Source organism: Paenibacillus sp. OAS669 (assembly GCF_014873645.1).
Lineage (GTDB): Bacteria > Bacillota > Bacilli > Paenibacillales > NBRC-103111 > Paenibacillus_S > Paenibacillus_S vulneris.
In genome coordinates this window covers 1-14,557 of record NZ_JADBDR010000017.1, presented here as the reverse complement: position 1 = coordinate 14,557, position 14,557 = coordinate 1, and the positions used below count along the sequence as shown (strand labels likewise).

The following is a 14,557-nucleotide window of genomic DNA, read 5'->3' as shown; positions in this document are numbered from 1 at the left end:
ATAGCACAAAGGAAAACGGACTTAAGTTTTTAGCGAAAATATGGCATGATAGAGAATGGTACTTTACCATTATCTTATTCTTGAATCATCGATTGGAGTTGTCTCAAACATGTCGTTAGACGGACTGGTCGTCCACAGCCTTGTGCATGAGCTGCAGCGTTGTGTGGGCGGCAGAATCAATAAAGTTCACATGCCCTCCGAGCATGATATTGTCCTGCAGTTAAGAGCCCAGGGGAGCAACCTGAAGCTTCTTCTGTCGGCAAACCCTACCTATCCGAGGGTACATCTGACAGAGCAGAGCTTCCTGAACCCGATGGAAGCCCCCATGTTCTGCATGCTGCTCCGCAAGCATTGTGAGAGCGGAATTATCGAGAGCATCACACAGCCCGGACTCGAACGGGTCATCCATATGCAAATACGCCAGCGCGATGAGCTTGGCGATATGAGCAGCAAAACGCTGATAATCGAAATCATGGGCCGTCACAGCAACATTATATTAGTGGACCCTACAGCAGGGACTATCATCGACGGAATTCATCACGTTACCCCGGCCATCAGCAGCTATCGGATCGTCATGCCGGGAAGTCAATATGTAGCTCCTCCCGAGCAGCACAAGCAGCATCCTTTTGACGTGAATAAGGAAGGCTTTATTGCAAGCGTTACGAGCCCGCTGCCTGATCTAGAGCAGGATGAGCTGGATAAGCCCCGTTCGGCGCCTGGCGATGAAACCTGGGGGCAGCGGATCGTAAACCGGTTCAGCGGCTTCAGTCCGCTTGTAGCCAAGGAATTGACATCCCGCTGCCATCCTCCATTAACCGATGCGAATACTCCGGAGGAGAACGCCGTTCTGCTATGGGAGCAATTCCACGCTTTGATCGAGCAGCTTCGCCAGGACCAATCGCAGCCGAACATTTGTGAGCGAGAGGCTAACGGGAAAGCCTATTTTTCTATAACCGAGCTATCGCATATCCAGGGAAACGTAACGCACTACCCTTCCGTAAGCGAATGCCTTGAAGCTTTTTACGGAGATAAAGCCGAGCGGGACACAGTGAAGCAGCGCGTGTCGGATTTGCTCCGCTTTCTTCAAAATGAACGTAGCAAAAACATCAAAAAGCTCGACAAGCTGCAGGAAACGCTGGAGGAAGCACAGGATGCGGATAAATTCCGGATTCTTGGAGAGCTCCTGACGGCTTCGATGCATCAAATCCAAAAAGGCGATTCGGAGATCGAGGTCATCAACTATTATGACGAGGAGCAAAGACCGATCACCATTGCTTTGGACCCGCTGCTGACGGCTTCCGAGAATGCACAGCGCTATTTCAAGAAATATACGAAAAGCAAAAATAGCCTGATTGCCGTCAACGAGCAATTGGAGCAAACGCATGAGGAAATCCGGTATTTGGAAGGCTTACTGCAGCAGCTTGGCACCGCCTCGCTCAGCGATATTGAGGAAATCCGCGAGGAATTGGTGGAGCAGGGGTACATTCGCGACCGCGGCAAAAAATCGCGCAAGAAGAAGCCGAATCAGAAGCCTTCTCTTTCCTGCTTCACCTCAAAGGAAGGCATACCAATCTACGTAGGCAAGAACAATACGCAAAATGAATATTTGACCAACCGGCTCGCCCAATCCGGCGATACCTGGCTGCATACGAAGGACATTCCTGGCTCTCATGTCGTCATCCGCAGCAATCAATTTAATGAGCAGACGCTGCATGAAGCTGCGCAGCTGGCCGCCTATTTCAGTCAGGCCAAGGAATCGAGCCAGGTCCCCGTCGACTATACGTTCATCAAGCATGTGCGCAAGCCCAGCGGCGCCAAGCCCGGCTTCGTTATTTACGATCATCAGAAGACGCTGTTCGTCACTCCTGACGCTGACATGATCAAACGAATGCCTGTTAGTATAAAATAACCCCGTAATGTGGGCGAGTCTGTTTGGAAACAACCTGACCCCACAGAACGGGCATTGCTTTCGATACCTGATTCAGACAATGAAAAAGACAAGACCGGTTGTCCGGTCTTGTCTTTTTCTTAGCCGCGCCACGGCTCTGTTAACTGGGTCAGGTAAGCTTTTAACGCCCCTTGAAGCTCTTTTCTTTGCAGGGCGAATTCAATAGTCGCTTCGATATAGCCGAGCTTGTCCCCGACATCGTATCGTTTGCCCTGAATCGGATATACCACCATCTGCCGCTCCCGGTTCAAGATACGAAGCGCATCCGTCAGCTGAATCTCCCCGCCTCTTCCCGGCTCGCACTTCTCCAATATGCCGAATATTTCAGGAGTGATGATATATCTGCCGATAACGGCCATATTGGACGGCGCATGATCACGGTCGGGCTTCTCCACAAGATCGTCAATATAGGAGAATGTGCCGGACTTCTGCGACGGCGATACGATGCCGTACTTGTTCACATCATCCCAGGGAACTTGCTGTGTTGCTATGACCGCCGTTTCCGTCTGTTCGAACAGGTCGATCATTTGCTTTAGACACGGCGGCTCCGATTGGATAATATCGTCACCCAGAAGTACGGCAAACGGCTCATTGCCGATAAACTTGCGCGCGCACAAGACCGCATGTCCGAGCCCCAAGGGCTGCTTTTGACGAATGTAGTGAACATCCGCCAAATTGGATACCTTGCGTACGATATCCAGCAGCTCCTGATTATCCTTCTCCTCGAGCATCATTTCCAGCTCCACGGATTTGTCAAAATGATCCTCAATAGCCCGTTTATTGCGGCCCGTCACGATCATAATGTCCTCGATACCCGATTCGATCGCTTCTTCAACTATGTACTGAATAGCGGGTTTATCGACTATAGGCAGCATTTCTTTCGGCTGGGCTTTGGTTGCCGGCAAAAAACGGGTGCCGAGCCCTGCGGCAGGAATGATGGCTTTACGAACGTTCATTTGCGTTCCTCCTTGCTTGACGCAGCTGCTCAATGACTTCCACCGAGATTTGGCGCGAGCCGATCGGGGCATGGAATACAACCCCGTTCCGTTCGCCGTGAAAATCGGAGCCAGCTGTCATAATCAAATGATACTGCTCGGCCAGCTGCTTGTAATGGGCCTCCTGCTCCGGCGTATGGTCGGAATGGTACACCTCCAAGCCTGCCAACCCTTGTGCGGCAAGCTCGCCTATGAGTTCGTCCTGATCGTACAGCCCGGGATGAGCCAGAACAGGAACGCCGCCGGACTCCAATATCCATTGGATCGCGGCAGCCGGACCAGTACGCGGCGGATTGACATAAGCGGCGCCGTCCTTACCGAGATAGCGATCAAAGGCTTCGGTCATCGAAGCTGCGTACCCTTTTCTTACCAAAGCGTCGGCAATATGCGGTCTTCCGATCGTCTCGTCTTGTTTTTTAGACTGAATAAGCGATGCCTTCACATCATCCATCGTAATTTCCATTCCAAGCTCATTCAGGCGCGCTATCATCATCTCATTGCGCCGATCGCGAACCTGACGTATTTCACCCAGCCGCTCCAACAGCAGCGGATCGCGATGATCGATGAAATAGCCGAGCACATGAATATCCTGCCCTTTGGACATGGTGCTGATCTCAACCCCGGGGACTACAATAATCCCAAGCCGGCTGCCTGCTTCCAGCGCTTCCTCAATCCCCGCTACCGTATCGTGGTCCGTCACAGCTACGGCTCCCATGCCCGCTTCGCAAGCGAGCCTTACATTCTCCGAGGCAGACTGCGTCCCGTCCGAAGCCAGTGTATGTGTATGTAAATCTGCATAAAGCAAACGTTTCGTCCCCCTTTTTATGTACAAACAACAAAAGCTACATGCTCCAAAGCATCAAATCCACTGACTTAAATCGCGCTCCCGCAAAAACGATACGAAAGTAACCGCCGCGATCGGCAATATTGTCGAATTCAAATAGATGGCATAAAAGCTGCGCTTGAAGTGGATTCCCTCGATTTGCTTGACTTCAAGCACCTTGAGGGCAACCTCATGCTTCACGGAGGACTGGGAGAGAATGGATATCCCCAAACCGGCTTCAACCGCCGATTTGACTGCTCCTGTACTTCCAAGCTCCATCACGATTTTCATGTTTCCCGGGTCAATGCCCGCCCTTGCCAGCTCCTCCTCCATAACTCTTCTGGTTCCCGAGCCCTGTTCCCGAAGCACGAAAGGATACTGCAGAACCTCTTCCATCTTCACCGTGCTTTTGCTGGATAAAGGATGATCTTTAGGAACAATGAGCATGAGCTCATCGTTCATGACGGCTTCCGTATGGACATCGGGATGGTGAATTTCCGCCTCTACCAAGCCGAAGTTCAATTGATGGTTGAGTACTTCTTCCAATATTTGTCTCGTATTAATGACTTTCATGCTAACGGAGATGTTCGGATACTCTTTGCCGAAAGGACCCAGCAGCCTAGGCAAGATATATTCACCTACAGTCATGCTCGCACCCAAATAAAGCCTATCCTCGAGCATATGGGTAAACCTGGACATGCTGATATCCGTTTCCTTCATCAAGTCTATACTGCGCTTTGCAAAAGGCAGCAGCGTTCTTCCCGCCTCCGACAGTTCAATTTTTTTGGTGGAGCGATTGAACAGCTTGGTGCCAAAATAGTCTTCAAGCGATTGAACCTGCATCGTTACGGCAGGCTGTGTCATATGAAGGGCTTGAGCAGCATGAGAAAAGCTCCCTTTTTCCGCAACCGTATAAAAAATATGAAGCTGGTGAAAATTAAGTGCCATCTCTCCTACTACCTCCAACTTGCATTGTAGCCCTATTATAGCAAAGAAAAGTGCGACTCAAAAGGGAACGCCTCCAATCCTTGCCGCATCTGGTGGAACCATGCTCATAAACAGAAAAAAGCCTTCCGCCCGTTGAAGCGGAAAGCTTTGGCAACCCCTTTGTATGAAGGCGCTTACCTTCTTTTGCGGCTGTTTTTTATTAATGTCATTCTGCGCGAATGTCGAAGCCAGGAATAATAGGACTTCAGGTCTCTTAACTCAATCGTTTCGGACATACGGCCTAAAAATGTAACGATAACCATACGGTGCAGCCGATGCTGACCGTGCATTGTATCCGGATCAAAGGTTGTAAATTCTGCGACCATAACAAGATCCTCATCTACCAAAAAAACGTCCTCGCCGTTTTTGTAATAAGATTTAATCCTGCCTTCCTTAAGCTTGCTCCATAAAAAATCGCAGATGTCGTCGAATCCAGTTTTCCGGTTCTCCACCCTATCAGTCCAGCGGAGCCGAGCATGATTTGTGATTACGATATCCGTAATTTTTTTATCACCAAGGGCAACAAAGTACGGATCGCAGTTGTTGGAACGGTGTGCTGCTTTATCTCTCATAAATCACAACCCCTCGCCCATTAAATTGGTCCTTTTCGCCTATGTACAAAATCGATAGCACTTTCATTTTACTTGATTTAAAATATGAATCCAAATAAAAAAATCTTTAGAAAAGAAAATAAAAAAGCTTTCTCGTAAGAAAGCTTTTCCCGGTACATTTTGATTTACAGGCTGTAGAATCGGGTTTTATCCGGCATATTGCTTGTATATTCCGTCTTGATTTCGTTACGGTAGGAACGCTCCACCTTTTTTACAAACGGCAGCTTTTGCAGCTGCTTCATCGTCTCCTCCAGCTTGCTGCTGTGGACATACATGGCTGCATAATGCATTCTTTTGGAAATAAAATGGACGCTTCCATAGCGTTCAAGCTGCTTGGCTGCGGCTTTAATATCACTGAACCAAACGATAAGACCGCTTCGGTCGATAAACATAGCAACCCTTCTTTCTAACGGGAGGATAAATATAATGAATTCGGAACTAACGAAGAATCCGATCTTCTAAAATTGGAAGCGCTGGCATCTTTGCTTACTGCTTATGTAAATCGCAAATGGCACAAGGATGCCGCGGGGAAAAGCAAAGAAAGCGGAGGAGCCTTGGGAAGGCCCCCCGGCAAACCTTGTAAGGAGCTATCCGCAGTTGCCTGAGCAAGAGCCTCCGGAAGAGCAGCTTCCCGAGGAACAGCCGCCCCCGGAAGCAAGAGGATCGTTGCTCGGTACCTTGATCGTGTCCGATACGCTGCGGGCTATCGTCTCCGATACGGAGAAGAGCAATTCGTCAAGACGCTGCTCCGCCTCCTTGAACCTTCTGACGGCCTCCAAGCTGTCCAGCTGTTCCTGAATGGACCTGGCCTGCTCCAGCGCACTGTGGTAATCAGGATGAAAATGCCCGAAGCGCTGGCATTCTTCAAACAAATCCTTCTTCTTCTGGAACAGCTTCATCAGCTCCTGCACCTGCGGGTCTTCTTCTTTTCTCTTCTTCCAATATAAATAATCCGCCGTCTCCGCGGAGTCTTTAATCAAATCACCCAAGCTGTAAGCCTGCATCAAAATGGCAGACATGTCCAACGTTTGAGCTTCAATAGCTGCCATAATAGCACCTGCCTAATCTTCAAATATTTATTCGGGCCAGACAAGTCTATCATATCATACATTGGGCTCATTTGTTGCATCAATATTTATCATTTATCCCAGGCAAGATCATTTTCATTTCCTGCCAATCCTCAGCAAGCCAGCATACCTCCTGCATTTCCGACGGATCCAGCCCGATCATGCTCCAGGTGCCGCGGGTTTCCTGAAGCTTTCTAGGCGCTATCAGCCGGTCCCGCCCGTTATGGCGGACCTGGACTGCCGCCTTCCATTCCATCGCTTTCTCAACCATCTCCCTGCGGGTAGACGCGTGATAGGTACGGTAATCCTTCATCCAGCTTGACGGGATTCCGTTCAAATCAGGGTAAAGCTCGGCGATATGAGGAAGACGCTGCTCCATCTCGTAAAGCCCTATATTATGTCGGGAATACAGGAATCCCTTGACCGTTAAATCCAATCTCCATTCTGTTTGTGCAGACTCGCCGTTCCCGTTTGCGCCCGCCGCCGGCTTTTCGATGCTTCCTTTCGCATCAGAAACACCCTCAGCCGATCCGTCCAGCAAAACCAGCTTGCCGGGCATCCAGCCTGCTTTGTCGAGAATAGCTCTTAAAGAGCCCAGCTGATCCGCTTTTACGATCCATGCTTTGTCACCGACAGCTTCCAGGAAACAGTCCGTTGACGCCGTCAGCTTCCTCACAGTATCAACCGCCTCGACGGTTTCGCAGCGTAAAAGGATGACCTTGGCAAGCTGCAGCTGGCCAAACGGCTTGGCCCATTGCTCCAAAGTCAGCTTTACATTCTCAGGCACTTCGTACATGGAATGAAGCGTCAGAAAATCCAACATCTCTTCCAGAGTACGCCCGTTCTCGAGGGCTCTCTGTATGCTTTCTTTATTAACCTTATATATGGATAGTGCATCAAAGGTATGCTGATCCGAGAACTGGGCCAGCTCCCATCGCAAGGAATAAGAAACATCGGGTGGAACCAGGATTTCAAAATCAGGCTGCACATACAATTTGGCATCCTCTTCAACCGCTAAGGAGGTATTCAACGGATGTCGCCGCCAACGGTAATAAAGGGAGCCCATGCGGTCCATCCCTTTTTCCAGCCAGCCAAATGCAATAAGCGGAAGAAGCCACATGCGTTCGAATGCTTCCGGTCTGGTTTCAGCGCTTTCTCCATCCGGTTGGTTCGGAAGAAGCTGGTGAGTCTGAAGCCACAGTTCCAGCTGCTGCCAAGAGATCCATCGTTCCTCTGTCTTCCCATCCAGCCAAAGAACCGCATGCTGCATCCAAGCTTCGCCCGGAAAAACCGCTGACTTCCATGTTCGGTACAGGGCCGCTGTTTGAACAGTCTCATGCTGCTGCAGCCAGCTTCTTACATTTCCTCCATCCAGCTCGAGGATTTCTGCGTGGCTCCGTATCAATTGAAGCCGGGTCAGGCATTCCATCATCACCGCTATTTTGTAAGAGTAGAGGTCCGCATAAACATATTTTATGCCGGTTCCTTCTAACCATTCGTCGTTGAGAGAGATGAGCTCGCCCAATTTTTGCAGCTGCCGTTTCGGAATCGATCCGCCCTTGGTTAGCTTGATCGGCTGCTGCCCGAGATAGACTAGCGTTTGAAACAGATCCTCCGTGAGCCCTCTTCCTCCCGAATGCGTAATCTCAATATCATTAGGGGTGGGTTCATCAGAGCCCTCCCCGTCTTCAGACGGGAACAGAATTTGATGCCACAAGGCAAGGGTATCCATCGCCATCCGATATACATGCTCTCCCCACGATTTGCGGAAAGCAAAACAAATGCCTTTTTTCAGCAGCAGCAGCAGTCCGACCTTCGTATCCGCACCTGACATGGTCCGAGCGGCCAGCTTGTCCAGCCTCCCGTTATCAAAGGGCTCGCTGCCAATAGCCGATACAATGAGCTGCAGCACCCGTCGTTCCTGCTGTGTCATTTGGTTATAGACCGTTTCCATGATGACCTGGCTCTGGGTTATGTTCTCCAATGTATGTCCCTGTCTCAGCCAAGGGGCGTATACCTCCTCCGCTTCGATTTGTTTGCGCAGGGTTTGCGGTATCCTGGCCAAATAGTCAGCCTGATTCATGGAAATACAGCCTCCTGTCTCTCCGTTGGATGAGCCGTTTGCAAACGGTTTGCTCTCACCGTGTCCGCCCCTCTTTCCTCGATACGGTAGGTATAGCCTTGCTCAATTAGGAACAGCTGACGGTTCAATGCAAATTCCTGCTCCTTGGTATCGGCACTGACAATAGAATAAAAGCTGGCTTTATTGAGCTCTTCCTTCGGGCGCAATATGCGTCCGAGTCTTTGCGCTTCCTCTTGGCGCGAGCCGAAGCTGCCCGACAGCTGAATGGCAACCGAGGCATCGGGCAAATCAACCGCAAAATTGGCAACCTTCGAAACGATAATCGTTTGAAGCTCACCGGTTCGAAATTTGCCATACCACATTTCCCTCTCCTCATGAGGCATTTGACCGTAAATCAACGGCGCTCCGGTTACCTTGGAAATATGCTTCAGCTGATCGATATATTGACCTATAATAATCACTTGATCGCCGCGGTGACGCTCCAGAAGCTCATCAACAACGGCCAGCTTTGCCGGGTTTTCACTGGCAATTCTCATTTGTGCCCTGGCCCCTGCAGTAAGATATTGATCGCGTTCGGCTTCTGGCAGCGGGATGCGGATTTCGGTACAGGTAACGGAAGCTATCCACCCCTTTTCTTCCAATTCCTTCCATGGCATATCATATCGCTTGGGGCCGACGAGAGAGAATACGTCCTCTTCCCTGCCGTCTTCCCGGACAAGCGTGGCTGTCAGTCCCAATCGTCTGGTTGCCTGAATATCCGCTGTAACGCGAAATACCGGGGCGGGAAGCAAATGGACCTCATCGTACACAATCAAGCCCCAGTCCCTTTTATTGAATAAATCCATATGCTTAAACAGGTCGTTCTTGGACTTGCGGTAAGTTAATATTTGATAGGTAGCGATCGTTATAGGCCTGACGTCCTTCATATGACCAGTGTATTCACCCACCATGTCCTCTGTTGCATCCGTCTTATCCAGAATTTCGCGCTTCCATTGGCGGACGGAGGTGCTGTTGGTCGTCAAAATTAAGGTGGCACAGTTTAATTTGCCCATGGCCGCAATGCCAATGATGGTCTTGCCGGCTCCGCAGGGCAGTACAAGTACGCCGCTGCCGCCCTGGAGCGTACCGTCGCGGTAGAAGGATTCCACGGCGGAGCTCTGGTAATCTCTCAGTTGAAACGCTTTTCCTGCTTTTCCTTCGGACTTTAGTCGAATCGGAAGCTCTTCCCCGCGGCTGTAGCCGGCCAAATCCTCTACAGGATAGCCCAGCTTAATCAATTCCTGCTTCAATGCCCCGCGGTACGCCGCCGAGAAACGGAGAGTTCTCGAGTCTACCTGGCATAAGCCATAAGAACGGAGCGATCTGAATGAAACCATTTCTTTAATCGCTTCCACATCGTCGGAAATCAGCAGCAAATCCTCTCCCAAGCTCTCGATTCTTATCAAGCCGTAGCGCTCTACAAACCTCTTAATGTCTTGTTTGATCGTATGCGGAACGCCGAATTTAGCATTTTCCTCCAGAAATAATGTGATTTCCTCTGTCGTCATCCCTGCAGCCGCCGCGTTCCACAGCGACAAAGCCGACATACGGTAAGTATGAATATGTTCCGGTGTTTTGATTAAATCTGCAAACCGCGCTAATCCGGCGCGAATGGCATGAAATTGGGGATGGCGAACTTCCAGCAAAATCGTAAAATCACTTTGCACAATTAGCGGCCGTTTGGAATCGATTTGCATTCCTTCAATCCTCCCGAACTTTGTCGTATTTGCTCGATTGCCCTATTCATTATAGTATGAGGGGAAAAAGGAATATTTAAACATCCTCTCTTTACAAGCGGATTGGCCAGGCACTACAATAAAGCATTGGTATCGATTAACAAATGAGGTGGCGGAATGAAAAAATGCGGGGTCATAGCTGCGGTGCTGCTAATGTGCATGTCGGTCTTTCTGTCTGCATGCAACGAAAAGAAAGCCCTTTCCAAAGAGAGCCGCGAGCCGGTTAAGGTAGAACGGGTGATTGACGGTGATACGTTCGAAATCAATCAAGACGGCAAAAAAGAAAGAGTCCGTATGATTGGAGTAGACACGCCCGAGACTAAAAAAGCGGATACCCCCGTCATGTTCTATGGTAAAGAAGCATCGGACTATACGGCCAAGCGTTTGGAGAACAAGACTGTCGAGCTGGAATGGGACGTGGAGAAGCGCGACCAGTATGACCGTTATCTCGCTTATGTGTGGATCGGTGACGAGCTGTTTAACCGGACCTTGGTGCAAGAGGGATATGCAAGAATGGCAACCTTCCCTCCCAATGTCAAATACGTAGATCTGTTCAAAAAAGATCAGGAAGCTGCACGTAAAGCTCAAAAAGGGCTATGGAAAGACTACGATGCCGCTTTCGAGAAAAAAAGGAAATAGGATAACCAATACAAAAGAGCGGAAGTGTCAAATGCGCTTCCGCTCTTTTGTATTATTGAATAAACAAGCCTGCCTTGCGCCCTTCTCCCAAGCTTACATACTCCATTTTTTCACGCCGGTTGAAGCTATAATGATTCAGAAGTACATTTTCCTTCAAAACATGTTCGAATCGCTCCACGGCTTCCTGGGTTTCGGAGTCCACATCCAATTCCAGATGGATCCGCTGGTCAACGGCAAGATTGAGCTGCTTCCTGTAGTCCTGCACTGCCCGCACTAATTCGCGCACCAGCCCTTCCTGCTCAAGCTCGGGGTTCAGTTCTGTATTTAATGCTGCTGTCAAACCGTAACCGGAAGCAGAGGCAAATCCGGGTTTCGCGACCTTTTCAACCAGGAGCTCTTCCATAGGAATGTCGAACACTTCTCCGCTGCTTGTATGGTGCAGATAGTGTCCTGCCCGGACAATATCCGCAGCCTCCTTGGCAGATCGGGTACGCAAAGCCTGCTGCAGCTCGGCAACGTGTTTGCCGTACTTGGGCCCAGCCGTCTTTAAATTCAGCTTCAAAGAAACATCGACGAAGCCTTCTGCGCTGTTCTCTAATCGAATGGCTTTTACATTAATTTCCTCTTTAATGATGGACTCGTATCCGGACAAATCGACGGTTTGGTCAAGAGCGACGATGAGCTCGGACAACGGCTGCCGCGTTTTCACACCACTTTCGTTTCGGACGCTGCGCGCAAGCTCCACTATGTTCCGAACCGTCTCCATTTCCTGCTCCAGCCGCAAATCCATTAGTCTGGCTTCAGCTTGAGGGTAATCAGCGAGATGTACGCTATCCATTTCTCCACCCAGGTTCAAATACAATTCATCGGACAAGAAAGGAGTATACGGAGCCATGAGCCTCGCCAACGTCACCAGCACAGTTCGAAGCGTCTGGTAAGCGGCCAGCTTATCTTCCGTAAGACCGTTCCCCCAAAACCGGTCTCTGGATCGGCGGATGTACCAGTTGCTCATCTCATCGACGAAGCCTTCTATCGCCTTGGCGGGATTCAGGAAGTCGTTGGCTTCCAGTCCTTTGCCTACAGCCGCGGCCAATCGATTCAATCGGGATACGATCCAACGGTCCAAAATATGGCTGCTCTGGACACTGTCATGCTCTCCGGGCTTGTAACCGTCAATCGAAGCATAAAGGGTGTAGAAGGCGTGCGCATTCACGATGGTATCGATAACCTTGGATTTGGCTTCTGCCACGATCTGCTTCGAAAACCGTTTGCTGTTCCAAGGCGCACTATCCGACAGCAAGGCCCAACGGAACGCATCCGTCCCGAATTCATTGATGATCTCCCATGGATCGATGACGTTCCCTTTACTTTTGGACATTTTCTGGCCGTTCTCGTCCAGGATATGTCCTGTCGATAGAACCGCTTTATATGGTGCTTTTCCATTAAAGAGCGTAGAGACTGCCAATAGGCTGAAGAACCAGCCCCTTGTCTGATCAATCCCTTCACAGATCATATCCGCAGGATATTGCCGTTCAAACATTTCTTTATTTTCAAATGGAGTATGATACTGAGCAAAAGGCATAGAACCGCTGTCGAACCATACGTCGATGACCTCAGGCGTGCGATCCATTGACCCCTTGCCGCAATGAGGGCATTTCAGCTTGATTTCATCCACGAACGGCTTGTGCAGCTCCAAATCGGCAGCCACCTCCGTAACAGCCTTATCCTTTAAATCAGCTACGCTCGACGGCACGTATTCGCCTTGGCAATCCGGGCATACCCAGACGTTCAGCGGCGTCCCCCAATACCGGTTCCGGCTTATATTCCAGTCGACGAGCTCTTCAAGGAAGTTCCCGAATCGGCCATCCCGCAAATGCTCGGGGTACCACGCTACTTCCCGGTTGTTGACAAGTAGCTGCTCTTTGACAGCCGTCGTACGAATGAACCAGCTCTCCGTAGCATAATAGAGCAGCGGGGATTTGCAGCGCCAGCAGAACGGATAGCTGTGCTCGTATCTCTCCTTGGAGTACAAAAGCCCCCGCTCGGCCAGCAGCTTCACGATATCGACGTCGCAATCCTTGACGAAGCGGCCTGCCAGATCCGTGACTTCATCAATATAGCGCCCGGCCGTATTGACTACGCTTAGCATGCTGATTCCGTTCTTCATTGCAGCCCTGTAATCATCCTCACCATGCGCAGGAGCGATATGAACAATTCCTGTACCGCTTGCATCCGTTACAAAATCACCGTCAATGATTACATAGGCGTTCTGAGCTTTAACGTAAGGCAGAGGCGGAGAGTAATGCAGTCCCACCAGCTCCTCGCCCTTCATGGTGCCTGCGATTTCATAATCGCTTTTCATCACTTTCTCAACCAGATTTTCGGCAACGATGAAGCTTTCGCCGTTCTGAAGCACTTTGGCATAAGTAATTTGCTTGTTCACCGCTAAGGCTACGTTTGCAGGCAGCGTCCACGGCGTTGTCGTCCATGCCAGCACCGTTTCTTCCCGGCCTGTTAGTTTAAACTTCACCGTCGCTGACAAATCCTTGACATCCTCATAGCCTTGCGCCACTTCATGAGAGCTTAACGTCGTTTGACAGCACGGACAATATGGACTGACGCGATGGCCTTTGTACAGAAGCCCCTTCTTGTGGATTTCCGACAGCAAGTACCAGACGCTCTCGATATAGTTGTTATCCAGGGTAACATACGGATGCTCCATATCCGTCCAATATCCGATGGCCTCCGTCAGTTCCCGCCATTGCTTTTCGTATTCAAATACGCTTGCTTTACATTTAGCGACGAATTCGGCTACGCCGTATCGCTCGATTTCCTGCTTGCCCGAAATGCCCAGCTGCTTTTCTACACCGAGCTCAACTGGCAAACCGTGCGTATCCCAGCCTGCTTTGCGGATGACTTGGTGACCTGTCATCGTTTTGTACCGGCAAATAAAATCCTTGATGACCCGGCCCAAAACATGCCCGATATGAGGTGCACCATTTGCGGTCGGCGGCCCTTCATAGAACACGAAATTCGGCTTGCCTTCCCTGTTTTCGATTGATTTCCTGAACGTGCCTTGCCGCTGCCAATGCTCAAGAACGCGAAGCTCCCTGCTTCTCGCTTTTTCCTTAGGGTCTACATTCCTCATCACAGTCACCTTCCCAGTTTTGTCGTAAAAACAAAAAAGACCCGTCCCCCAGAAGGGACGAGTCATCGCTCGCGTTACCACCCTTGTTCCGCACCACAGCATAAAGCGGCGCAGCACTCATCAACGTACCATCATACGCGTTCCTTGTAACGGCGGACCCCCGGTTAAGCTTACTCGATTGACCTTTCAGCTTCACTTCTCCGAGATGATTTTCAACTAGGACATGAACACCGGCTTTCAGCAATCACCGGCTCTCTGGGGATCAACATCATAGTTTACTCTTTCTCGTCATCGAATTTATCATTTACTTACTTCCGTTTATATACCAATTTTTATAATCTGTCAAGTCATGTTGCTGTTGTAAAAGAAAAAGGCGCCCCATGGAGACAATGTCATTAAGTTAAGATGCAGGACCAAGAATTATGTAAAAGAGCAGGTTATCGAAAAGATGGCCTGCTCTTTTTTTGTCCAAAAGAGAAAA

General features: G+C 49.9%; 11 protein-coding genes and 1 other annotated feature. Of the genes, 2 read left to right on the top strand and 9 right to left on the bottom strand.

The genetic code is table 11. The features are described from left to right. The first annotated feature begins 109 nt into the window (after positions 1–109). A complete protein-coding gene (locus tag GGC63_RS28185) occupies positions 110–1,909 on the top strand; it encodes an NFACT family protein (protein WP_192705146.1) in 1,800 nt (599 codons plus the stop codon). Between the two features lie 119 nt (positions 1,910–2,028). On the opposite strand, the gene galU is transcribed toward GGC63_RS28185, so the two are convergent. The 8 genes from galU to GGC63_RS28145 form a co-directional block, all read right to left on the bottom strand. Further along, positions 2,029–2,904, bottom strand: coding sequence for a UTP--glucose-1-phosphate uridylyltransferase GalU (gene galU, locus GGC63_RS28180; protein WP_192705145.1), 876 nt, complete (start codon positions 2,902–2,904; stop codon positions 2,029–2,031). Then, a complete protein-coding gene (locus tag GGC63_RS28175; RefSeq protein ID WP_192705144.1) occupies positions 2,891–3,748 on the bottom strand; it encodes a PHP domain-containing protein in 858 nt (285 codons plus the stop codon). The genes galU and GGC63_RS28175 overlap by 14 nt, the downstream gene beginning before the upstream one ends. Before the next feature lie 54 nt (positions 3,749–3,802). Next, entirely contained in the window at positions 3,803–4,714 is a 912-nt protein-coding gene (locus GGC63_RS28170) for a selenium metabolism-associated LysR family transcriptional regulator (RefSeq protein WP_192705143.1), read from the bottom strand. A gap of 173 nt (positions 4,715–4,887) precedes the next feature. After that, positions 4,888–5,325, bottom strand: a complete 438-nt coding sequence (locus tag GGC63_RS28165; RefSeq protein WP_192705142.1) for a hypothetical protein — start codon at positions 5,323–5,325, stop codon at positions 4,888–4,890. 164 nt (positions 5,326–5,489) lie between these two features. Beyond that, positions 5,490–5,756, bottom strand: coding sequence for a YlbG family protein (locus tag GGC63_RS28160; protein WP_079910347.1), 267 nt, complete (start codon positions 5,754–5,756; stop codon positions 5,490–5,492). Positions 5,757–5,951: 195 nt separating this feature from the next. Further along, positions 5,952–6,413 (bottom strand): YlbF family regulator, encoded by a 462-nt coding sequence (locus GGC63_RS28155; RefSeq protein WP_192705141.1) that lies wholly within the window; start codon positions 6,411–6,413, stop codon positions 5,952–5,954. A 79-nt stretch (positions 6,414–6,492) separates the two neighbouring features. Beyond that, positions 6,493–8,514, bottom strand: a complete 2,022-nt coding sequence (locus GGC63_RS28150) for a helicase-associated domain-containing protein (RefSeq protein ID WP_192705140.1) — start codon at positions 8,512–8,514, stop codon at positions 6,493–6,495. Further along, positions 8,511–10,250 carry a DNA repair helicase XPB gene (locus tag GGC63_RS28145; protein WP_192705139.1) on the bottom strand — a complete coding sequence of 580 codons (1,740 nt, stop codon included), beginning with the start codon at positions 10,248–10,250 and terminating at the stop codon, positions 8,511–8,513. The genes GGC63_RS28150 and GGC63_RS28145 overlap by 4 nt, the downstream gene beginning before the upstream one ends. Before the next feature lie 156 nt (positions 10,251–10,406). Between GGC63_RS28145 and GGC63_RS28140 the strand changes: the two genes are divergently transcribed. Beyond that, positions 10,407–10,928, top strand: a complete 522-nt coding sequence (locus tag GGC63_RS28140; protein WP_192705138.1) for a thermonuclease family protein — start codon at positions 10,407–10,409, stop codon at positions 10,926–10,928. A 52-nt stretch (positions 10,929–10,980) separates the two neighbouring features. On the opposite strand, the gene ileS is transcribed toward GGC63_RS28140, so the two are convergent. Beyond that, positions 10,981–14,076: an isoleucine--tRNA ligase gene (ileS, locus tag GGC63_RS28135; RefSeq protein WP_192705137.1), complete on the bottom strand. Its 3,096-nt coding sequence runs from the start codon at positions 14,074–14,076 to the stop codon at positions 10,981–10,983. Between the two features lie 50 nt (positions 14,077–14,126). Continuing rightward, positions 14,127–14,377: a binding site (T-box leader), on the bottom strand. Positions 14,378–14,557: the final 180 nt, after the last annotated feature.